Source organism: Saccharothrix sp. NRRL B-16348 (assembly GCF_001280085.1).
Classification (GTDB): Bacteria; Actinomycetota; Actinomycetes; order Mycobacteriales; family Pseudonocardiaceae; genus Actinosynnema.
Genome location: NZ_LGED01000260.1, coordinates 1 through 21378 on the forward strand (window position 1 = coordinate 1; position 21378 = coordinate 21378).

Genomic DNA, 21378 nt, shown 5'->3' on the forward strand with positions numbered 1-21378 from the left:
TGTCAGTTGTCCAGTAACAATCTCAAAGGAAACCTCTTGACGAGGTTCATAAATTTACTGGCTATTCGGCACGCTGTTGAGTTCTCAAAGAACACGCGCACATCATCACTCACCGCTCGCGCGGCTCGATCCGAGGCTTGTGATTCAGCTAAAGCTTTGTTTAGAAACTAGACGCCCTGGTCGCTGGGCTCAGACGAGCCTCGACTGGGTCTTCCGTTCCGAGGTCACCCACTCTACCACGCTAGCGGGAGCTTGGTTCGTGACCTGCCGCACTCCGTTCCGGTGTTCCCGGCCCGTTCCGCGCTGACATGGAGAAAGTTACACGCACGCGAACCAGAGGTCAAATCGGGGGCGCAGCACCGCACCACAGGCTGAAACCGCAGGTCAGCAGCCCGTGCCGCAGTCCACCCCACGCTATCCGACCCGGTCCACGCGCAACAGTGTGACCGCGATCACACTCGAACGTGGCGAAGGCCGCCGGTCCGGGTGGGACCGACGGCCTTCGACGTCACGCTCAGAGAGCTCGTTCGCGCAGGTCAGACCTGCACCCGCACGCCGGCGGTGTTGCGCTTGCCGCGCCGGACGACCAGCCACGACCCGTGGAGCAGGTCCTCCTTGGCGGGCACCCACTCCTCGTCGGTGACCTTGGAGTTGTTCACGTACGCGCCGCCCTCCTTCACGGTGCGCCGCGCCGCGCCCTTGCTCTCCGCCAGCCCGGAGCTGACCAGCAGGTCAACCACGGTCGGCGCGTCGGCCAGGCGCACCTCGCCGGTCGGCGCCTCGGCCATCGCGGCCACCAGCGTCGACAGGTCCAGCTCGCGCAGCTCGCCGCGGCCGAACAGGGCCTGGCTCGCCGCGATGACCTGCCGCGTCTCGTGCTCACCGTGGACCAGGTTGGTGAACTCCTCGGCCAGCTTCTTCTGCGCGGCGCGCAGGTGCGGCGCCTCGGCGGTCTGCCGCTCCAGCTCGGCCAGCTCCTCCTGGGTCAGGAAGGTGAACAGCCGGAGGTAGCGGAGCACGTCGGCGTCGCCCACGTTCACGAAGTACTGGTACCAGGCGTACGGCGAGGTCATGTCCGGGTCGAGCCACACGTTGCCGCCGCCGGTGGACTTGCCGAACTTGCGGCCCTCGGCGTCGGTGACCAGCGGCGCGGTCAGGGCGTGCACGGCCGCGCCGTCGACCTTCCGGACCAGGTCGACGCCGCCGATGATGTTGCCCCACTGGTCGGAGCCGCCCACCTGGAGGCTGGTGCCGTACTTCCGGTTGAGCTGGAGGTAGTCGTGCGACTGCAGGAGCAGGTAGCTGAACTCGGTGTAGGACATGCCTTCGCCGTCGAGGCGGCGCTTCACCGTCTCGCGGGCCAGCATGACGTTGATCGAGAAGTGCTTGCCGACGTCGCGCAGGAACTCCAGCACCGGGACGTTCCCGGTCCAGTCCAGGTTGTTGACCACGATCGCGCCCGTGGGGCTGTCGTCGAACTCGACGAACCGCTCCAGCTGGCCGCGGATGCGCCCGGCCCACTCGGCGACGGTGTCCAGCGGGTTGAGCGCGCGCTCGGCGCTGTCACGCGGGTCGCCGATCATGCCGGTCGCGCCGCCCGCGAGGACGATCGGCCGGTGCCCGGCCCGCTGGAAGCGGCGCAGCATGAGCAGCGGGACGAGGTTGCCGGCGTGCAGGCTGGGCGCGGTCGGGTCGAAACCGCAATAGAGGGTGAGCGGGCCCGCGTCGAGATCCTTCCGCAGCGCGTCGAGGTCGGTGGACTGCGCGATCAGGCCGCGCCAGGACAGCTCATCGAGGATGTGCTCGCTCACGGCAGCCATTCTCCTCTACCTGGTCAAAGCAGTTTGAGGCGGTGCCGGTGCCGGGTAGTCGGCGAGGGGGCCTAGTGAGGAGGACCGCTGCGATGACCTACCCGAATCGCGACCGACGTCCCGCTGACCGTCCCACCGAGTACGTGACCCCGGCCGACCCCGCGTACCCGGCAGAGGAGGAGGTCGTCGAGCACGGTGACGGCCGGGTGCGGGCGGTGCGCGTGGTGTGCGCCGTGATCGACCTGCTGTGCTGGCTGTTCGCGATCGTGCTGGCGATCCACATCTTCCTCGTGATCGGCGGCGCCAACCCGGCGAACGGGTTCGCGCAGCTGATCGACTCGTGGTCGGCGGCGGTGTCGCTGGGCCTGCGCGACCTGTTCACGCCGCCGAACGCCGGTCTGCGGACGTTGTTCAACGACGGCCTGGCCGCGTTGCTGTGGCTGCTGATCGCCGCGGTGCTGACCAGCGTGATCAGCCGGATCGCGTTGCCCGCGCACGAGCGCCGGGTGTGGTACCGCCGCACGGTGCGCTGACCGGCGCCGCCGGTGTGGGTGACGGCAGGTGGGGGCGTGTGCGCCCTGCGCCGGTTCAGGCACTACCGACCGTCACCACGATGTCACTCGGGCGCGCTGACGTTTGCCCCGGCTGGTCAATTGTCCTCGCGGCGTTCCCCGACCAAGGTTTGCTTGCGTGGCGAGCGACTTGCAGCGGAAGAAGACCTCCATCGTGTTCACCGCGATGGACTCGAACGGCGACGGGTTCCTCGAGCGGGCCGATTTCGAGGCGTTGACCGACCGGTGGGTGCACCTGCGGGGCGCGGCCGAGCCGGACCGGTTGCGGGAGATCATGATGGGCTGGTGGGACGCGCTGCGGGCGGCGTCGGACCACGACCGCGACGACAAGGTGACGGTGGACGAGGTGCTGTCCGTGGTGCAGGACCTCGGCACCATGCTCGACCTGGTGGTCGCCACCGCGGAGTCGATGTTCGAGGCGGTGGACGAGGACGGGGACGGGCAGGTGTCCGCGCCCGAGTACGCCCGGATGATCCACGCCTGGACCGGCGACGACGCGCCGACGGACGCCGTGTTCGCCCGGCTCGACCTGGACGGCGACGGCACGATCTCGAAGTCCGAGTTCGTGCAGCACTGGGTGGAGTTCTGGGCGGGCGACGACGCGGACGCGCCCGGCACGCACGTCTTCGGCGAGGTCTAGCGCGGGTTCAGCGCGACGCGCGTGCGGCGGGTGCCCCGGCGGTAGGTGCTGACGGCGGGCGAGTCGATCCAGAACCGCCAGGGCACGTCCACCGCGACGGCCACGCCCACGCGCGGGCCGGTGCGGATGTCGGCGGCGTCCACCGGCTCGCCCGCGAGCAGCCGCACGGTCGCGTCAGGTTCGGTCAGGTTCACGCCGTTGTGCGCGCGGTCGAGGCCGAGCACGCCGGTCAGCCGGGCCGGGCCCTTGGCCAGTTCGGCGGCGCTGCGCGCGGTCGGGCGGCGGGCGTGGGCCAGCGCCGACCCGCTCACCACCTCGCCGGCGCGGAGCAGCACCGCGCCGGGCACGCCGTCGGTGAGCGACACGACGTTCGCGCAGAAGTGCATGCCGTAGACGAAGTACACGTAGAGCCGGCCGGCCGGGCCGAACATCACGTCGTTGCGCGGCGTGCGGCCCCGGTAGCAGTGCGAGGCCGGGTCGTCGCCGCCCCGGTAGGCCTCGACCTCCACGATCCGCAGCCCGACGACGCCCTCGTCGGTGGTCGACTCGATGACGCTCCCGAGCAGGAGCCGCGCGGCGTCGACGGGGTCGATCGCGAGCTCCTGCTCGGTGAGCTGCCTAGGCGTTGCGGGCAACGGAGACCTTGTCGCGCAACCTCTTCAACTGCTCGGCGACGCGGTCCGGCGCGGTGCCGCCGTGCGCGTCCCGTGAGGCGATGGACCCTTCCACGGTCAACACGTTACGCACCGCGGGCGTCAACGCGGGCGAGATGGTGGCGAACTCCTCATCGGTCAGCTCCTCCAGCCCGACGCCGCGCCCCTCGGCCACGCGGACGCACTCGCCCGCCGCCTCGTGCGCCACCCGGAACGGCACGCCCTGCCGCACCAGCCACTCGGCGATGTCGGTGGCCAGGGTGAACCCGGCGGGCGCCAGCTCCGCCATCCGCGCGGTGTCGAACCGCATGGTGGCGATCATCCCGGCCAACGCGGGCAGCAGCAGCTCCAGCTGCTCGACCGAGTCGAACAGCGGCTCCTTGTCCTCCTGCAGGTCACGGTTGTAGGCCAGCGGCTGCGCCTTCAACGTGGCCAGCAGGCCGGTCAGGTTGCCGATGAGCCGGCCGGACTTGCCCCTGGTCAGCTCGGCGACGTCCGGGTTCTTCTTCTGCGGCATGATCGAGCTGCCGGTGGCCCACGCGTCGTCCAGCACGGCGAAGCGGAACTCGGCGGTGGTCCAGATGATCACCTCTTCGGCGATCCTGGACAGGTCGACGCCGATCATGGCCAGCACGAACGCGATCTCGGCGGCGAAGTCGCGCGACGCGGTGCCGTCGATGGAGTTCTCCACCGGCCCGTCGAAGCCGAGTTCCGCGGCCACCGCGGCCGGGTCGAGGCCGAGCGACGAGCCGGCCAGCGCGCCCGAGCCGTACGGCGACACGGCGGTGCGCTTGTCCCAGTCGCGCAGCCGGTCGACGTCGCGCAGCAGCGCCTGGCCGTGGGCGAGCAGGTGGTGCGCCAGCAGCACGGGCTGCGCGGACTGGAGGTGCGTGCGGCCGGGCATGACGGCGGTGGCGTGCGCGGACGCCTGGTCGGCGAGCGCCTCGACCACGTCGAGCACGCCCGCGGACACCCGCTGGGCCGCGTCGCGCAGCCACATCCGGAACAGGGTGGCCACCTGGTCGTTGCGGGACCGGCCGGCGCGCAGCTTGCCGCCCAGCTCCGGTCCGGCGCGCTCGATCAGGCCGCGTTCCAGCGCCGTGTGCACGTCCTCGTCGGCCAGCGTCGGGGTGAACGACCCGGACGCCACGTCGGCTTCCAGGGCGTCCAGCGCCGCCAGCATCCGCGCCAGCTCGTCGGCGGTCAGCAGACCGGCCCGGTGCAGCACGCGGGCGTGCGCGCGCGAACCCCTGATGTCGTACGGGGCGAGTCGCCAGTCGAAGTGCGTCGACGCGGACAGCCGCGCCATCGCCTCCGCCGGTCCTCCGGCGAACCGGCCACCCCACAATGAACTCACGTGATCGAATCCCTCTTCGCGGCGATCTTGCTCGGCAGGCCCCACAGGTGCACGAAGCCCTTGGCCGACGACTGGTCGAAGCTGTCGCCCTCGTCGTAGGTGGCCAGGTTGAAGTCGTACAGCGACTCCTCGCTGCGCCGCCCGGTGACGACCGCTCGGCCACCGTGCAGCACCAGCCGGATCTCGCCGGACACGTGCCGCTGGGTGTCGTCGATGAAGCTGTCCAGCGCGTGCTTCAACGGCGAGAACCACAGGCCGTCGTACACCAGTTCACCCCAGCGCTGCTCGACCTGCCGCTTGAAGCGGGCCAGGTCGCGTTCCAGGGTGACGTTCTCCAGCTCCTGGTGCGCGGTGATCAGCGCGATCGCGCCGGGAGCCTCGTAGACCTCGCGGGACTTGATGCCGACCAGCCGGTCCTCGACCAGGTCGAGGCGGCCGACGCCGTGCGCGCCCGCCCGCCGGTTCAGCTCCTGGACGGCCTGGAGCACGGTCACGGTCTCGCCGTCGATGGCGACCGGCCTGCCCTGGTCGAACGTGAGGACCAGCTCGTCGGGGTCGCGCGGCTCGGCCGGGTCCAGCGTGTAGGAGTAGACGTCCTCGACCGGGGCGTTCCAGATGTCCTCGAGGAACCCGGTCTCGACCGCGCGGCCCCACACGTTCTGGTCGACCGAGTAGGGCGACTTCCTGGTCACGTCGATGGGCAGGTTCCGCTCCTCGGCCCAGGCGATGGCCTTCTCGCGGGTCCACGCGTAGTCGCGGACCGGCGCGATGACCTCCAGGTGGGGCGCGAGCGCGCCGATGCCGACCTCGAAGCGCACCTGGTCGTTGCCCTTGCCGGTGCAGCCGTGCGCCACGGTCGTCGCGCCGTGCCGCCGTGCCGCCTCGGCCAGGTGCTTGACGATCAGCGGCCGGGACAGCGCCGACACCAGCGGGTAGCGGTCCATGTAGAGGGCGTTGGCGCGCAGCGCGGGCAGGCAGTAGTCGTCGGCGAACTCGTCGCGGGCGTCGGCGACCACGGCGTCGACCGCGCCGCAGTCCAGCGCCCGGCGGCGGATGGTCTCCAGGTCCTCGCCGCCCTGGCCGAGGTCGACGGCGACGGCGACGACCTCGGCGCCGGTCTCCTCGGCGATCCAGCCGATGGCGACGGAGGTGTCCAGCCCGCCGGAGTAGGCGAGGACGACCCGCTCACTCATGGGGTTCTCCCGAGGGCTCCTGGTCCGGCGATGTCTGGTCCGGGGACGTCTGGTCGTCGCCCGCGGCGAGGGCGGTCACGCGGGCGGCCAAGTCCGCGCCGGTGAGGGGTTCCCTGGCCACGGCGAGGATCGTGTCGTCGCCGGCGATGGTGCCGACGATGTCGTGCAGCGCGGCCCGGTCCAGCGCGCTGGCCAGGAACTGGGCCGCGCCGGGCGGGGTGCGCAGGACGGCCAGGTTGCCCGAGTGGTCGACCGACACGAGCAGTTCGGCGAGCACCCGGGTGAGGCGGGACGTGCCGCCCTGCACGCCCCGCACCGGGCTGCCGTCCTCGGGGATGACGTAGACGGGCGCGCCGCCGTCGGGTCCGCGCAGCTTGACCGCGCCCAGCTCGTCCAGGTCGCGGGACAGCGTGGCCTGGGTGACCTCGATGCCCTCCACCGCCAGCGTCTTCGCCAGCTCCGACTGGCTGCGGATGGCGCGTTGGGCGACCAGTTCGACGATGCGGGCCTGCCGCGCGGTCCGGGTCATCGCGAGTGCTCCAGGAGCCACACGAGGAGCGCCTTCTGGGCGTGCAACCGGTTCTCGGCCTCGTCCCACACCGCGCTGTCCGGGCCGTCGAGCACGTCGTCGGTGATCTCCTGGCCGCGGTGCGCGGGCAGGCAGTGCAGCACGGTCGTCTTCACGCCCGTCGCGGCCACGAGGTCGGCGTTGAGCTGGTAGGGCCGGAACGGGCGCATCCGGTCGCGGCCGTCGTTCTCCTGGCCCATGGACGTCCACGTGTCGGTGACCAGCACGTCCGCGCCGTCCACCGCATCGCGCGGGTCCTCGATCACGGTCACCGACCCGCCGGTCTCCGCGGCGCGCTCGCGGGCGTCGTCCAGCACCCACGGCAGCGGCTGGAACAGCGCGGGCGCGGCGATCCGCACGTGCATGCCCGCCGTGACGCCGCCGAGCAGCATCGAGTGGGACATGTTGTTCGCGCCGTCGCCGAGGTAGGTGACGGTGAGGCCGGCCAGCTTGCCGTGCACGCGCCGGATGGTCTGCAGGTCGGCGAGCACCTGGCACGGGTGGAACTCGTCGGTCAGCGCGTTGATCACCGGGATGCGGGACACCGACGCCATCGCGTCGATGCGCTTCTGCGCGAACGTCCGCCAGATCACCGCGTCGACGTACCCGGACAGGATGCGGGACGTGTCCTCGATGGTCTCCTCGCGGCCGAGCTGCATGGACCGGCCGTCGATGATCACCGGGTTGCCGCCGAGCTGGGCGATGCCCACCTCGAACGACAGCCGGGTGCGGGTGGAGTTCTTCTCGAAGATCACCGCGACGGACTTGGGCCCGGCCAGCGGCTTGGCGGTCAGCCGGTCGGCCTTGTAGTCGTCGGCGAGGTCGAGGACCGCCGCCTGCTCGTCGGGGGTCAGGTCGTCGTCACGCAGGAAGTGGCGCACCATCACGGCTCCTGGCCTGGGGAGGGGAGGAACGACGGCAGGTCGGCCACCAGTCGGTGGGCGTCCGCCTCGTCCAGCACCAGCGGCGGCGCCAGGCGGATGACGTCGGGCTGGATCGGGTTGATCAGGTAGCCGGCCCGCTGCGCGGCCGCCGCGGCCTTCGCCGAGACCGCCTCGCGCAGCGTGATGCCGAGCAGCAGGCCGGCTCCCCGCACACCCGAGACGAGCGGGTGGTCCAGCGCCTCGACGCCGGCGGCGATCTCCTTGCCGACCGCGGAGGTGTGCTCCAGCAGGCCGTCGGCGGCGATCGTGTCGAGCACCGCGAGCGCGGCGGCGCAGCACACCGGGTTGCCGCCGAACGTGGTGCCGTGCTGGCCGGGCTCGAACAGGTCCTTGGCCGCGCCGACCGCGATGCACGCGCCCAGCGGCAGCCCGCCGCCGAGGCCCTTGGCCAGCGTGATCACGTCGGGCACGATGCCGACCTGCTGGAACGCGAACCAGGTGCCGAGCCGGCCGACACCGGTCTGCACCTCGTCCAGCACGAGCAGGGCGCCGTGCTCGGCGGTGATCCGCCGCGCCGCCTGGAGGTAGCCCTCGGGCGGCACGACGACGCCGTTCTCGCCCTGGATGGGCTCGACGATGAACGCGGCGGTCTCGTCGTCGATCGCGGCTTCCAGCGCGGCCACGTCGCCGAACGGGATGTGCACGACGCCGGGCACCAGCGGTTCGAACGGCTCCCGCTTCGCGGGCTGGCCGGTCAGCGCGAGCGCGCCCATGGTGCGGCCGTGGAAGCCGCCGTGGGTCGACACGACCTTGGTGCGGCCCGTGCGGCGGCTCAGCTTGAACGCGGCCTCGTTGGCCTCGGCGCCGGAGTTGCAGAACAGCACCCGGCCGTCGCCGTCCACGCCGGACAGGTCGAGCAGCCGTTCGGCGAGCTTGAGCGCGGGCTCGTTGATGTACAGGTTGGACGTGTGGGCGATCCTGCCGATCTGCTCGGTCACCGCGGCCACGATCGCCGGGTGCGCGTGGCCGAGCGCGTTGACCGCGATGCCGGTCAGCAGGTCGAGGTAGCGGTTGCCGTCGGCGTCCCAGACGTGCGCGCCCTCGCCACGCACCAGGGTCAGGCCGGGCGTGCCGTAGTTGTTCATCATCGCGGCTTGCCACCGCTGCTGGTCGCTCATGCCTCGTCCGCCCCAGTCCGCTCGGTCACCATCGTTCCGACGCCCTCGGAGGTGAAGACCTCCAACAGCACCGAGTGCGCCAACCTGCCGTCGATCACGTGTGCCTCGGGCACGCCGCCGCGCACCGCGCGCAGGCAGGCCTCCATCTTCGGCACCATGCCGCTGTCCAGGTCCGGCAGCATCTTCTCCAGCCGCTCGGCGTCCACGCGGTGCAGCAGCGAGGACTTGTCCGGCCAGTCCGCGTACAGGCCCTCGACGTCGGTGAGCACGACCAGCTTCTCGGCCTTCAGCGCCACCGCCACCGCGCCCGCCGCCGTGTCGGCGTTGACGTTGTGCACCACGCCGTCGACGTCCGGCGCGACCGTCGACACGACCGGGATGCGACCCGCGCGCACGATGTCGAGCACCGCCTCCGGGTTGACGTCGACGATGTCGCCGACCAGGCCGATGTCGACCGGCGCGCCGTCCACGATGGCCGGTCGCCGGGCGGCGGTCAGCAGGTGGGCGTCCTCGCCGGACAGGCCGACCGCGAGCGGGCCGTGCTCGTTGATCAGGCCGACGAGTTCGCGCTGCACCTGGCCCACCAGGACCATGCGGACCACGTCCATGGCCTCCGGCGTGGTCACCCGCAGGCCGCCCCGGAACTCGGTCTCGATGCCGAGCCGCTTGAGCATCGCGGCGATCTGCGGCCCGCCGCCGTGCACCACGACCGGGTGCAGGCCGGCGACCTTGAGGAACACCATGTCCTGCGCGAACGCGCGCTTCAGCGCGTTGTCCACCATGGCGTTGCCGCCGTACTTGACGACCACGATCGCGCCGCGGAAGCGCTGCAGCCACGGCAGCGCCTCGATGAGGATCCCGGCTTTGGCCTGCGGCGTGGTCACGAGCTGTACGCGCTGTTCTCTTCGACGTACCCGTGCGACAGGTCCGTGGTCAGCACGGTGGCCGTGCCGTCGCCCAGGTTCAGGTCGATCACGATGTCGACGTCGCGGCCGGACAGGTCGGCCTCGCTCCGGTCGGCGGCCTTGTGGCCGTCCGCGAACAGCGTGACGCCGTTGATGGCGATGCCGAGCTTGTGCTGGTCCACGGTGGCCTGCGAGCGGCCGACGGCCATCGCGATCCGGCCCCAGTTCGGGTCGGAGCCGAACAGCGCGGTCTTGACCAGGTTGTCCTCGGCGACGGTCTTGGCGACCACGACGGCCTCGGCCTCGGTGAGCGCGCCGTTGACCGTGATGGCGACCTCCTTGGTCACGCCTTCCGCGTCCCCTTGGAGCTGCTTGACCAGGTCTTTCGCCACGGCGGTCAGCACGTCGGCGAACTGCTCGGCGGTCGGCGTGACACCGGAGGCGCCGGAGGCGAGGACCAGCACGGTGTCGTTCGTGGACGTGCCGCCGTCCACGTCGAGCCGGTCGTAGGTCTTGGCGGTGGTCGCGCGCAGGGCCGCGTCCAGGGCGTCGCCGTCGATCACCGCGTCGGTGGTGATGACGCTGAGCATCGTGGCCATGTTCGGCGAGAGCATGCCCGCGCCCTTGACGAACCCGCCGACCGACCAGCCGTCCGGGTGGTCCTGCCAGCTCTGCTTGGGGTGGGTGTCGGTGGTCATCACGGCGGTGGCGGCGTTGAGGCCCGACAGGTCGGTGGCGTCGAGCTCCTGGGCCGCCTTCTCCACGCCCGCCTTGAGGGCGTCCATCGGCAGGCGTTCGCCGATCAGGCCGGTGGAGCACACCGCGACCTCGATCGCGCCGACGTCCAGCACCTCGGCGACCTTCTCGGCGGTGGCGTGGGTGTCCTGGAAGCCCTCGGGGCCGGTGCACGCGTTCGCGCCGCCGGAGTTCAGCACGACGGCGTGCAGCTTGCGCTCCTTGAGCACCTGCTGCGACCACAGCACGGGCGCGGCCTTCACCTGGTTGGTGGTGAAGACGCCCGCGGCGGCCTGGCCCGGCCCTTCGTTGACGACCAGCGCCAGGTCCAGCGCGCCGGACTCCTTGATGCCGGCGGCGACACCCGCGGCCTTGAAGCCCTTCGGTCCCGTAACGCCTTTGTGGCGCTCGGGTGCGGGTGTCCCGCCGTGCGCAGTAGGTGCTACTCCCACAGTGGACTGGCCGGTGGTGTTGCGGTTCAAGGTGCTACTCCCACAGTGGACAGGCCGGTGGTCTCCGGCAGGCCGAGTGCCAGGTTCATGCACTGCACCGCGGCGCCCGCGGTGCCCTTCGCCAGGTTGTCGATCGCGGCGACCACGACCAGCCGGTTCACGTCGCGGTCCACGGCCACCTGGAGCTGCACGGCGTTCGAGCCGAGCACCGCGCCCGTGGTCGGCCAGTGGCCTTCCGGCAGCAGGTGCACGAACGGCTCGTCGGCGTAGGCCTTCTCGTAAGCGGCGCGGACGTCCGCGTCGGCGTCCTTGAGCGTCGCCGAGCAGGTGGCCAGGATGCCCCGCGGCAACGGCGCCAGCACCGGGGTGAACGAGACCCGGACCGGCTCGTCGGCGACCTTGGACAGGTTCTGCGCGATCTCCGGGGTGTGCCGGTGCGCGCCGCCGACGCCGTAGGCGCTGAGCGAGCCCATCACCTCGGAGCCGAGGAGGTTCGGCTTGAGCGCCTTGCCCGCGCCGGACGTGCCGGACACGGCCACCACCGTCACCTCGGGCTCGACCAGCCCCATCGCGGGCGCCAGGGCCAGCGAGGACACGGTCGGGTAGCAGCCGGGCACGGCGACGCGGCGGGCGCCGCGCAGCTCGTCGCGCTGACCGGGCAGCTCGGGCAGGCCGTACGGCCAGCTGCCCGCGTGCGTGCCGCCGTACCAGCGGTCCCAGGCGGCGGGGTCGGTGAGCCGGTGGTCCGCGCCGCAGTCGACGACGAGCGTGTCGTCACCCAGCTGGGCGGCGATCTCGGCCGAGCGGCCGTGCGGGAGGGCGAGGAAGACGACGTCGTGGCCCTTGAGGGTGTCGGCGGTCGTCTCCTCCAGCACCCGGTCGGCCAGCGGCAGGAGGTGCGGCTGGTGGGCGAGGAGCGGGGAGCCCGCGTTGCCGCCGGCGGTGAGCGCGCCGATCTCCACGTCCGGGTGACCGAGCAGGAGGCGCAGCACCTCTCCCCCGGCGTACCCGCTGGCCCCGGCGACCGCGATCCGTACCGTCATGCGGATAAGTATGCACGCTGATGCAAAGTCACTCAAATCGGTTTCGGCGTTCCGCGAATCGAGCAGCGCGGTTCCGCGGTGTCGTGCTTTCCTGTACGGGAACTGGGGGGTTCATCGTGATGCACCATCCGCACGACCAGGCACGGGGGAACATCTCGCACGGCCGGCGCCCTCGGCGTGACGGCCATCCCGATCCGGCTGCCGCGCGGCAGTGGCTGACCGCGCTCGCCTGGATCGGCGTGCTCACCGCGATCGTGGGCGTGACCGTCATCGGCCTCGGCATGGTGTGCGACGCCGCGCCGACGCCCGACCTCCGCTCGGCGAGCGCCGACGGCTTCCCGGGCCGCGACCCGTTCCCCGGCGCTCCGATCCCCGCCGACCACGGGCTCGACGGCGCCACGGCGACCGGGCGCGAGACGCCCAGGTCGGACGACGTCGGCTTCGGCATCGGGCTGTTCTTCACCGGCTTCGCGCTCGCGACCACGGCGGGCCTCGGGCACGCGCGGCGCCGCCGCCGGCCCGCGGGCGGCGACCGTCACCAGGTCACGGGCAGCGACCCGACGCCGTAGACGACCTGCTCGGTGCGGTAGCGGGCGTCCTCGTCGGTGGTGCGCAGCGCGGGGAACCGGCGTGCCAGGGCGGGGAACGCGATCCGCATCTCCATCCTGGCCAGCGGCGCGCCCAGGCAGTGGTGGACGCCGTGGCCGAACGCGACGTGGCTGCCCGCGTCACGCGTGACGTCGAACCGGTCCGGGTCCGGCACGAGCCCGGGGTCGCGGTTGGCCGCGGGCAGCGAGCAGACGACCAGCTCGCCGGGGCCGAGGGTCTGACCGCCCAGCTCGACCTCGGTGGTCGTGACCCGCGGCACGCCGGTGTGCACGACGGTCAGCCACCGCAGCAGCTCCTCCACCACCGCGTCGGCGCGTTCCGGCTCGTCGCGCAGCAGCCGGAGCTGGTCGGGGTGGCTCAGCAGGGCGAGGACGCCGAGGCCCAGCATGTTCGCCGTGGTCTCGTGGCCGGCCAGCAGCAGCAGGTCCGCGATGCCCACCAGCTCGCGGTCGTCGAGGTCGGCGGTCTCGTCGCGGACGAGCATGCCGAGCAGGTCGTCGCCCGGCTCGACCCTGGCCCGCGCGACCAGTTCGGCCAGGTAGGCCTTGGACTCGTACTGGATGGCGAGCCGTTCCTCGAACGACAGCGTCACGTCGAAGAACCGCGAGTAGCGGTCCTGGAAGGCCTCGCGGTCCGCGAAGGGCACGCCGAGCAGCTCGCAGATCACCAGCGCGGGCACCGGCAGCGCGAAGTCGGCCACGAGGTCCGCGGGCGGCCCCTTCCGCTCGATCGCGTCGAGGTGGTCGCGCACGATGTCGTGGATCCGCGGTTCCAGCCGGCGCATCCGGCGGGCGGTGAACTCCGGCGCCAGCACCCGGCGCAGGCGGGTGTGCTCGGGCGGGTCGAACGCGAGCAGGTTGCCCGGCCGCACCGCCGCCACCTCCTCGTCGCTCAACGCGGGCGCGCCCGGCACCAGGTGGTGGGCGGAGATGCGGAACCGCTTCGGATCGCTGTAGACCAGCCGGACGTCCTCGATCCGGGTGACCAGCCACATCGACCCGCCCAGCACCGGCGAGTCGACCCGGCGCACGCCGTCCCGGTCGCGGATCCCGGTCAACTCGGGGTGGGGGTCGAACCCCACCCGGCGGAAGTGCAGGGGCGTCGTCGGCACCGCGGTCATGCCGCCTCCCACCGTCGAGGGTCCTGCGAAAAAACGTAGCGACGCGGCGGAGTGGTGCGCGAGCCTCACACGAGTGAGTCGCCGACTACTCATCGTGACAACAGGGAGCGTGCGTCGATGCGCCTGCGTGCCGTGATCTTCGACTGGCGGGGGACGCTGGTGCTCACGCCCACGTTCCGCGGGTGGGTGGCGGAGGCGTTGCGCCGGATCGGGCGCGACACCGGCCAGACCGCGGAGGTGATCGCGGCACTGGACGTGGCGCGGTTGGGCGCGCCGGGCCTGGACGGTGACGCCGCGCTGCACCGGGCGACGTACTACGAGGCGTTCCGGGCGGCGGGGCTGGACCAGGAACTGGCCGACTCGCTGTACGCGGTGGAGTCCGACCCGGCGTTCAACCCCTTCGCGGTGGACGCCGGGCCGACGTTGCGGGAGCTGCGCGCGGCCGGCGTGCGGATCGGGGTGCTCAGCGACATCCACTTCGACATCCGGCCCGCGTTCGCCGACCTGCCGGTCGACTCGTTCGTGCTGTCCTTCGAGCACGGCGTGGTGAAGCCCGACCCGGCGATCTTCCGCATCGCGCTGGACGGGCTCGGCACCGAGCCCGGTGAGACGCTGATGGTCGGCGACCGCTCGACGCACGACGGCGCGGGCGTCGAGGCCGGCCTGCCGACGTTGCTCGTGCCACCGCTGCGGGACGTCGACGACGCCCGCCTCCACCTCGTCACGAGCCTGATCGCCTGATCAGGAGCCGTACGAGAGCGTTCGATGTTCCGCGAACGCCACACCGGCGCCCGGTCCGCGTGCTTTCCTCCACTCCACAGGGGAAAGCAGGGGGACACATGACGCAAGACGACTCGCACGGCCACTCGTCCGGGCACGACTTCCACAGCGACTTCCACGGCCGCGACTCCCACGACGACTTCCACGACCACGACTCCCACGGCGGGTTCCACGGCCACGACTTCCACGGCCACGGCTTCCGGCACCGCCGGCGGCGCGGCCGCGTGGACCTGTCGACCGCGCCGCCGTGGGTCAAGGTGTTCGTGTGGGTCGGGGCGCTCACCGCGCTCGCGGGGATGGCGTTGATCTTCGCGTCGGTGATCGGCGGGAGCACCAGCCCCAGGCCGGAGTTCGGCACCGTGAGCGGCGACAGCTTCCCGGGTGACAGCTTCCCGGGCGAGAACTTCCCCGGCGGCAGCCTCCCGGGCGAGGGCTTCCCGGCCGAAGGCTTCCCCGGCGGTGCGCGCGTCACCGTGGACGGCCAGGTCTTCGACCTGGACAACGACCGGGTCCTCACCCCGGCACAGGACAGCCGGGCCGCCGGACCCGCCGAGCGGACCGGGACCACGGGCCTGGGCATCGGGTTGTTCTTCGTCGGATTCGTGCTGTCGGCCATCGCGGCGCTCGGCCACAGCACCTCCAAGCGCCGGTGAGCCGCCGTCGTCACCGGTTGACGGGCAGCCCCGGCTAGGAGCCGAAGCGCTCCAGCGCGCGCATCTTGTTCGTGGCGTCCAACGCGGCCACCTTGTACGCCTCGGACAGCGTCGGGTAGTTGAAGACGGTGTCCACCAGGTAGTCCACCGTGCCGCCGCACGCCATGACCGCCTGGCCGATGTGGACGAGGTCGGTCGCGCCGGTGCCGAACAGGTGCACGCCGAGCAGCTTGCGGTCCACAGTGGACACCAGCAGCTTGAGCATGCCGTAGGCGTCGCCGACGATCGAGCCGCGCGCCAGCTCCCGGTACCGCGCCAGGCCCACCTCGTACGGCACGGCGGACGACGTCAGCTCGGCCTCCGTGGCGCCGCAGTAGGAGATCTCCGGGATGGTGTAGATCCCGATCGGCTGCAACGCGGACAGCTCGCGCGCCTGCTCGCCGAACGCGTGGTAGGCGGCGAGGCGGCCCTGGTCCATCGACGTGGCGGCCAGCGCCGGGAAGCCGATCACGTCACCGACCGCGTAGATGTGCTCGACGGGCGTGCGGTAGTGCTCGTCCACGGTCAGCCGGCCGCGGTGGTCGGCTTCCAGGCCCGCCTTGTCCAGGTCGAGCGCCTCGGTGTTGCCCTGCCTGCCGGCCGAGTACATCACCGCGGCGGCCGGGATGCGCTTGCCGCTGGCCAGCGTGGTGACCGTGCCGGAGTCGGACACGTCGACGTTGACGACCTTCTCGCCGAACCGGAACGTCACCGCCAGGTCGCGCAGGTGGAACTTCAGCGACTCCACGATCTCCGGGTCGCAGAAGTCGAGCATCCGGTCGCGCTGCTCGACCACCGTGACGCGGCTGCCCAGCGCGGCGAACATCGACGCGTACTCGATGCCGATGACGCCCGCGCCCACCACCACCAGCGACGCCGGGATCTCCTCCAGCGCCAGCACCTCGTCGGAGTCCAGCACCCGGATCTCGTCGAAGTCCACCTGGTCCGGTCGGGCGGGACGGGTGCCGGTGGCGATCACGACGTGCTCGGCGGTCACCGTGTGGTGCTCGCCGCGGTGCCCGCCGTCCACCGCCACGGTGTGCGGGTCGAGGAACCGGGCGGTGCCGGTGAGCAGGTCGACCTGGTTGCGGTGCAGCTGCGCGCGCACGACCTGGACCTCGCGGCCGATCACGTGCTGCGTGCGGGCGAGCAGGTCGGAGATCGTGATGTCCTGCTTCACGCGGTAGCTCGCGCCGTACAGGTCGCGCTGGCTCAGGCCGGTCAGGTACATCACCGCCTCGCGCAACGTCTTCGACGGGATGGTGCCGGTGTTCACGCACACGCCGCCCACCATGTCGGCGCGGTCCACGATCGCGACCCGCTTGCCGAGCTTCGCGCCCGCGATGGCGGCCTTCTGCCCGCCCGGGCCCGAGCCGATCACCAACAGGTCGTAGTCGTACTCGCTCGCGCCCGAAACAGTCATACGCCGAAGCGTCGCACACACCGCCGCTCCGCGGTGGCAAGGCGGACGGACTCGCCTAGACGCGCGCCGCGCGTCCCGAGTAGGTCAGCGGGAACACGAGGTCAGTGCACGCGCTCGGCACGTCGTGCGCGATCCGCACGACCATCTCCACCTCGACCGCGCCCGACGGCGGGATCGTGACCGGCTCCGCCATCGGCACCACGGTCAGCACGCCGGACGGGCAGTCCGGCACCCGGTTCCGCGCCTCGTCCAACGGCTGGCCCGGCTCGGCCTGCAGCGTCAGCACCACGATGTCCACGGTGTTCGGGTTGGACAGCCGCACGAGGCGGAAACCCTCGCTGCCCGGCGTCAACTCGACCGCGCCGCCGGAGATGTCGTTGATCTCGAAGGGCTTCAGGTCGGACATCTCGCCGCCGCTCACCGAGTACGCCATCGCGGGCAACTCCGGTTCGGGCCAGGTGAGGTGCATGGCGGCCACCACGGCGGCACCCACGCCGAGGATGGTCATGGCGACGGCGACTTCCATCCGCGGACCCAAGGTGCGCATGAGGCAACCCCACTCGATTGCTGCTCCAGGCGGTGGGTTCGCCGCTAGCTCCCCGTCGGACCGGCGACCAGACTCGCCCGGCGGTTCATCGCTTCGCCCCTCGGCCCAGCGGGCCGCGAAGCCAATCTTGGAGAACGTTCAACCTGTGCGCAAGGACCAAGCCGACCCGGAAAGAAAGGCCTTTGGACCTCTTGACACGTCACGCTACAGCGCGTGAACTGCACGTTCTCCTCGTCACCACCACGGGGTGATTCACCCGAGCGGCGTAGTCCCGGACCCGCACTGGTGCGGATCCGGGACGTTCGCGTCAGGCTCTCAGCACCGCGCCGAAGCGCTCCGCCGCGGCGGCCACGGCCGCGTCACGCGCCGCCGTCGCCTCGTCCACGGTCAGCGTGCGGTCCGGCGCGCGGAACCGCAGCGAGTAGGCCAGCGACCGCTTGCCCTCGCCGACCTGGTCACCGGTGTAGACGTCGAACAGCCGGATGTCCTCCAGCAACGACCCACCGCCGCCGCGCAGCACCCGCGCCACCTGCTCGGCGGGCACCTCCGCGGGCACGACCACGGCCACGTCCAGCAGCACCGGCGGGTACGCCGACACGACCGGCGCGGGCCGGTGGTCGGTCAGCGGCAGCGCGTCGAGGTCCAGCTCCATCGCCACGGTCCGCTTCGGCAACCCCAGCGCCTCCACGACCTTCGGGTGCAGCTCACCCGCGTGGCCGACGGGCCAGTCGCCGACGCGCAGCTCGGCGCACCGGCCGGGGTGCCACGGCGCCAGGTCGGAGGCGACCGCGGTCAGCTCCACCCCGTAGGCCTGGCCGACCAGCCGCGCGGCCTGCACCGCGTCCGCCCAGTCCGCCTGCCTGCCCTTGCCCCACCAGCCTGCCTGCTCGCGGTGGCCCGCCAGCACGGCCGCCACGTGCACCGGCTGCTGCGGCAGGGCCGCCAGCAACGACGCCACCTGCGCGTCCGACGGCCGCTCGCCGACACCCACCTGCGGCACCGGCACCTGCTGCGTGCGCGGCAACGTCACCTGGGCGATCGTGTAGACCGCGACGTCCTTCTGGCCGCGCGCCAGGTTCCGCTGCACCGTCTCCAGCAGCCCCGGCACCAGCGTGGTGGCCAGCGCGTGCTTGTCCGACTCCAGCGGGTTGAGCACGCTCACCGTGTTGCGCCGCACGTCGCCCTCGGGCAGCCCCAGCGCGTCGAACACCGACGGCGCCACGAACGGGAACGGCTTGACCTCGACGAACCCGTTCTCCGCCAACGCGCGCGACACCGTGCGGCGGCGGCGCTGCTGCTCGGTCAACCCGCGACCGGCGGGCGCGGGCGGCAGCGTGGACGGGATCGTGTCGTAGCCCTCCAGCCGCAGCACCTCCTCCACCAGGTCGGCGGGCTGGGTCAGGTCCGAGCGCCACGTCGGCGGGATCGCGGTGACCATGGTCGCGCCGTCGTCACCGGTGGTGACCTCGACCTGGCAGCCGATCTGGCCGAGCCGGCGCGCGGTCACGCCGCGGGCGTAGTTCACCCCGGCGACCTTGTCGGGCAGGTTGATCGGCATCGACACCGGCTTGGGCTGCGCGGGCGTGCCCACGTCCGTGCGGCCGGGCTTGATGCTGCCGTCGCCGAACATGTCCAGCAGCCGGGCCGCGCGCTCCAGCGCGACCGGTGCCAGCGCCGGGTCGACGGTGCGCTCGAACCGCTTCGCCGCCTCGCTGGGCAGCTTGTGCCTGCGCACCGTGCGGGCGATGGACGCCGGGTCCCAGTTCGCCGCCTCCAGCAGGATGTCCGAGCTGGTCGCGGACACCTCGGTGCTCGCGCCGCCCATCACGCCGGCCAGCGAGATCACGCCGGTGTCGTCGGCGATCACGATGTCGTCCGGGTCCAGCGCGCGGACCTGCTCGTCCAGCGTGGTCAGCTTCTCGCCGGCCACCGCGCGCCGCACCACCAGGCCGCCCTTGACCGACGCCGCGTCGAACGCGTGCAGCGGCTGGCCCAGCTCCAGCATCACGTAGTTGGTGACGTCCACCGGCAGCGAGATCGACCGGATGCCCGCCAGCATCAGCCGGCGGCGCATCCACCACGGCGTCGGCGCGGTCGGGTCGACACCGCTGACGCGGCGGGCCACGAACCGGGGGCACGCCACCGGGTCCTCGACCGTGACCGGCAGCACCTCGCCCTCGCCCTCGGGCACCTCGGCCGTGCCGGGGTCGCGGTAGGGCACGTCGAACGCGCACGCGATCTCGCGGGCCAGGCCGCGCACGGAGAACGCGTAGCCCCGGTCGGGGGTCGGCGCGACCTCGATCACCGTGTCGCCGAGGCCGAGCAGCTCCAGCGCGTCGTCACCGGGCTGCGCGGTGCCGCTGGGCAGCACCATGATCCCCGCGTGGTCGTCGCCCAGGCCCAGCTCGCGGGCCGAGCAGATCATGCCGTTGCTGGTCTTGCCGTAGGTCTTGCGGGCGGCGATGGTGAAGTCGCCGGGCAGCACCGCGCCCGGCAGCGCCACCACGACCGTGTCGCCCTCCTGGAAGTTCGACGCGCCGCACACGATGCCGTTGACCTGGTCCGGGCCGACCTCGACCTGGCAGTAGCGGATCGGCTTCTTGAACTCGGTCAGCTCCTCGATCTCCACCACGCGGCCCGCGACGAGCGGACCCGTGACCGAGTCGAGCTTGTGGACGTCCTCGACCTCGATGCCGATCCGGACGAACGCCTCGGCGAGCTGCTCGGGCGTGGGCGTCTCGGCGAACTCGAGGTTCTCGACCAGCCAGGTAACCGGAATGCGCACCGGTCAGGCCTCCGTTCCGAATGGCTGGGTGAAGCGGACATCGCCTTCGACCATGTCCCGCATGTCGGGCAGGCCGTTGCGGAACTGCAGCGTGCGCTCCAGGCCCATGCCGAACGCGAACCCGGAGTACACGTCGGGGTCCACGCCGCAGTTGCGCAGCACGTTCGGGTTGACCATGCCGCAGCCGCCCCACTCGACCCAGCCCGCGCCGCCCTTCTTCTCCGGGAACCACACGTCCACCTCGGCGGACGGCTCGGTGAACGGGAAGAAGCTCGGCCGCAGGCGGGTCTTGGAGTCCTCGCCGAACATGGCGCGGGCGAACGCGTCGAGCGTGCCCTTCAGGTGCGCCATGGTCAGGCCCTTGTCCACGGCCAGGCCTTCGACCTGGTGGAAGACGGGGGTGTGGGTGGCGTCCAGCTCGTCGGTGCGGAACGTGCGGCCGGGGCACACCACGTACACGGGCAGCTCGCGGTCCAGCAGCGTGCGGGCCTGCACCGGGCTGGTGTGCGTGCGCAGGACCAGGCCGGAGTCGGCGGGCGCCACGTAGAACGTGTCCTGCATGGTGCGCGCCGGGTGGTCCTTGCCGAAGTTCAACGCGTCGAAGTTGAACCACTCGGTCTCCAGCTCCGGGCCCTCGGCGACCTCGTAGCCCATGGCCACGAAGACGTCGCCGATGCGCTCGGCGAGGGTGGAGATCGGGTGGCGGGCGCCGCGGGGCACGCGGTCCCACGGCAGCGTGACGTCGACCGTCTCCTCGCGCAGCACCCGTTCGTCGCGCTCGGCCTGCAACCGGGCGCGGCGCTCCTCGAACGCGGCCTTGACCGCGTTCTGCGCCTCGTTCACCCGCTTGCCCGCCTCCGCCTTCGCGGCGGGTGGCAGCGCGCCGATCTCGCGGCGGGCCAGCAGGACCGGCGAGCGGTCGCCCAGGTGGCTCGGTTTCACGGCGGCGAGCTCGTCGAGGTCGGCCGCCTTCGCGAACGCCTCACGAGCCTGCTCGACCGCCGCGCCGAGCGCTTCCGGGGAGAGCGCCGCGACCTGCTTGGGGTCGTACGGGTCGTTGGCTCCGGACATGGTTGGTGGACAGCTCCCGTCACGGACAACTGGTGGTCAGCCCTCCGCACGGCATGCGGAGTAGCGCTCCGATCCTAGGTGATCGGGCCGAACCCGCCTGAACCGCCGTCCGACCGGGTGTGCCGGCTCGTCCGGGCACATCGGGGTTGCCGGTGGACAAGTCCAGCGGCACGGGCTCGGGAGCCATCCAGGCAACGAAGTGCGGTAGCCGGACCGCAACCCGGCCGCGCCGGAATTGTCGGTGGGCCGTGGCAGTCTTGACCCCGCGAGCAGGACCCCGGCGGGCGATCAGCGGAAAACCGGGTCACAAGCCGCCGGCACGCCCTTAGAATCGTCCCTCCCCCGTGACCTGACCCGAGG

General features: G+C 71.9%; 20 protein-coding genes. 5 read left to right on the plus strand and 15 right to left on the minus strand.

Annotated features, from left to right (window positions below; all coding sequences use genetic code 11):
• Positions 1-536: 536 nt before the first annotated feature.
• A complete protein-coding gene (gene tyrS / locus ADK67_RS43210; RefSeq protein WP_053722418.1) occupies positions 537-1811 on the minus strand; it encodes a tyrosine--tRNA ligase in 1275 nt (424 codons plus the stop codon).
• Positions 1812-1903: 92 nt separating this feature from the next.
• Here tyrS and ADK67_RS43215 point away from each other — a divergent pair, with 92 nt between their 5' ends.
• On the plus strand, positions 1904-2344 hold the full coding sequence (locus tag ADK67_RS43215; RefSeq protein ID WP_053722419.1) for a hypothetical protein: 441 nt from the start codon (positions 1904-1906) through the stop codon (positions 2342-2344).
• 157 nt (positions 2345-2501) lie between these two features.
• Entirely contained in the window at positions 2502-3023 is a 522-nt protein-coding gene (locus tag ADK67_RS43220) for an EF-hand domain-containing protein (RefSeq protein ID WP_197289904.1), read from the plus strand.
• Here the strand turns inward: ADK67_RS43220 and ADK67_RS43225 are convergent.
• The 9 genes from ADK67_RS43225 to argC are packed head-to-tail and all read right to left on the minus strand — an operon-like array spanning position 3020 to position 11991.
• Entirely contained in the window at positions 3020-3658 is a 639-nt protein-coding gene (locus ADK67_RS43225; protein WP_053722420.1) for a DNA-3-methyladenine glycosylase, read from the minus strand. The two genes, ADK67_RS43220 and ADK67_RS43225, sit on opposite strands and share 4 nt — an antisense overlap.
• Positions 3642-5033, minus strand: coding sequence for an argininosuccinate lyase (gene argH, locus ADK67_RS43230; protein ID WP_053722421.1), 1392 nt, complete (start codon positions 5031-5033; stop codon positions 3642-3644). The genes ADK67_RS43225 and argH overlap by 17 nt, the downstream gene beginning before the upstream one ends.
• Positions 5030-6226: an argininosuccinate synthase gene (locus ADK67_RS43235; protein WP_053722422.1), complete on the minus strand. Its 1197-nt coding sequence runs from the start codon at positions 6224-6226 to the stop codon at positions 5030-5032. The genes argH and ADK67_RS43235 overlap by 4 nt, the downstream gene beginning before the upstream one ends.
• Entirely contained in the window at positions 6219-6755 is a 537-nt protein-coding gene (locus tag ADK67_RS43240) for an arginine repressor (protein ID WP_053722423.1), read from the minus strand. The genes ADK67_RS43235 and ADK67_RS43240 overlap by 8 nt, the downstream gene beginning before the upstream one ends.
• A complete protein-coding gene (gene argF, locus ADK67_RS43245; RefSeq protein WP_053722424.1) occupies positions 6752-7678 on the minus strand; it encodes an ornithine carbamoyltransferase in 927 nt (308 codons plus the stop codon). The genes ADK67_RS43240 and argF overlap by 4 nt, the downstream gene beginning before the upstream one ends.
• Positions 7678-8856 (minus strand): acetylornithine transaminase, encoded by a 1179-nt coding sequence (locus tag ADK67_RS43250; protein WP_053722425.1) that lies wholly within the window; start codon positions 8854-8856, stop codon positions 7678-7680. Before ADK67_RS43250 ends, argF begins: the two co-directional genes overlap by 1 nt.
• The gene (gene argB / locus ADK67_RS43255; RefSeq protein ID WP_053722426.1) at positions 8853-9740 is read right to left on the minus strand and encodes an acetylglutamate kinase; all 888 of its coding nucleotides are present in this window, start codon (positions 9738-9740) and stop codon (positions 8853-8855) included. The genes ADK67_RS43250 and argB overlap by 4 nt, the downstream gene beginning before the upstream one ends.
• Positions 9737-10948 (minus strand): bifunctional glutamate N-acetyltransferase/amino-acid acetyltransferase ArgJ, encoded by a 1212-nt coding sequence (gene argJ / locus ADK67_RS43260; protein ID WP_053722447.1) that lies wholly within the window; start codon positions 10946-10948, stop codon positions 9737-9739. The genes argB and argJ overlap by 4 nt, the downstream gene beginning before the upstream one ends.
• A 26-nt stretch (positions 10949-10974) precedes the next feature.
• On the minus strand, positions 10975-11991 hold the full coding sequence (gene argC, locus ADK67_RS43265) for an N-acetyl-gamma-glutamyl-phosphate reductase (protein WP_053722427.1): 1017 nt from the start codon (positions 11989-11991) through the stop codon (positions 10975-10977).
• A gap of 119 nt (positions 11992-12110) precedes the next feature.
• Here argC and ADK67_RS43270 point away from each other — a divergent pair, with 119 nt between their 5' ends.
• A complete protein-coding gene (locus ADK67_RS43270; RefSeq protein WP_053722428.1) occupies positions 12111-12560 on the plus strand; it encodes a hypothetical protein in 450 nt (149 codons plus the stop codon).
• Here ADK67_RS43270 and ADK67_RS43275 read toward each other — a convergent pair.
• On the minus strand, positions 12527-13720 hold the full coding sequence (locus ADK67_RS43275; protein WP_053722429.1) for a cytochrome P450: 1194 nt from the start codon (positions 13718-13720) through the stop codon (positions 12527-12529). The genes ADK67_RS43270 and ADK67_RS43275 overlap by 34 nt on opposite strands.
• 117 nt (positions 13721-13837) lie before the next feature.
• Between ADK67_RS43275 and ADK67_RS43280 the strand changes: the two genes are divergently transcribed.
• Together ADK67_RS43280 and ADK67_RS43285 are read left to right on the plus strand one after the other, a co-directional pair.
• On the plus strand, positions 13838-14461 hold the full coding sequence (locus ADK67_RS43280) for an HAD family hydrolase (protein WP_231648651.1): 624 nt from the start codon (positions 13838-13840) through the stop codon (positions 14459-14461).
• A gap of 98 nt (positions 14462-14559) precedes the next feature.
• Positions 14560-15153, plus strand: a complete 594-nt coding sequence (locus ADK67_RS43285) for a hypothetical protein (protein WP_053722430.1) — start codon at positions 14560-14562, stop codon at positions 15151-15153.
• Positions 15154-15187: 34 nt separating this feature from the next.
• On the opposite strand, the gene sthA is transcribed toward ADK67_RS43285, so the two are convergent.
• From sthA to pheS, 4 genes are all read right to left on the minus strand, one after another.
• The gene (gene sthA, locus ADK67_RS43290; RefSeq protein WP_053722431.1) at positions 15188-16615 is read right to left on the minus strand and encodes a Si-specific NAD(P)(+) transhydrogenase; all 1428 of its coding nucleotides are present in this window, start codon (positions 16613-16615) and stop codon (positions 15188-15190) included.
• A gap of 55 nt (positions 16616-16670) precedes the next feature.
• Entirely contained in the window at positions 16671-17162 is a 492-nt protein-coding gene (locus tag ADK67_RS43295; protein ID WP_053722432.1) for a hypothetical protein, read from the minus strand.
• A 307-nt stretch (positions 17163-17469) separates the two neighbouring features.
• Positions 17470-19947, minus strand: a complete 2478-nt coding sequence (gene pheT, locus ADK67_RS43300; RefSeq protein ID WP_053722433.1) for a phenylalanine--tRNA ligase subunit beta — start codon at positions 19945-19947, stop codon at positions 17470-17472.
• Positions 19948-19950: 3 nt separating this feature from the next.
• Positions 19951-21018, minus strand: coding sequence for a phenylalanine--tRNA ligase subunit alpha (pheS, locus tag ADK67_RS43305; protein WP_053722434.1), 1068 nt, complete (start codon positions 21016-21018; stop codon positions 19951-19953).
• Positions 21019-21378: the final 360 nt, after the last annotated feature.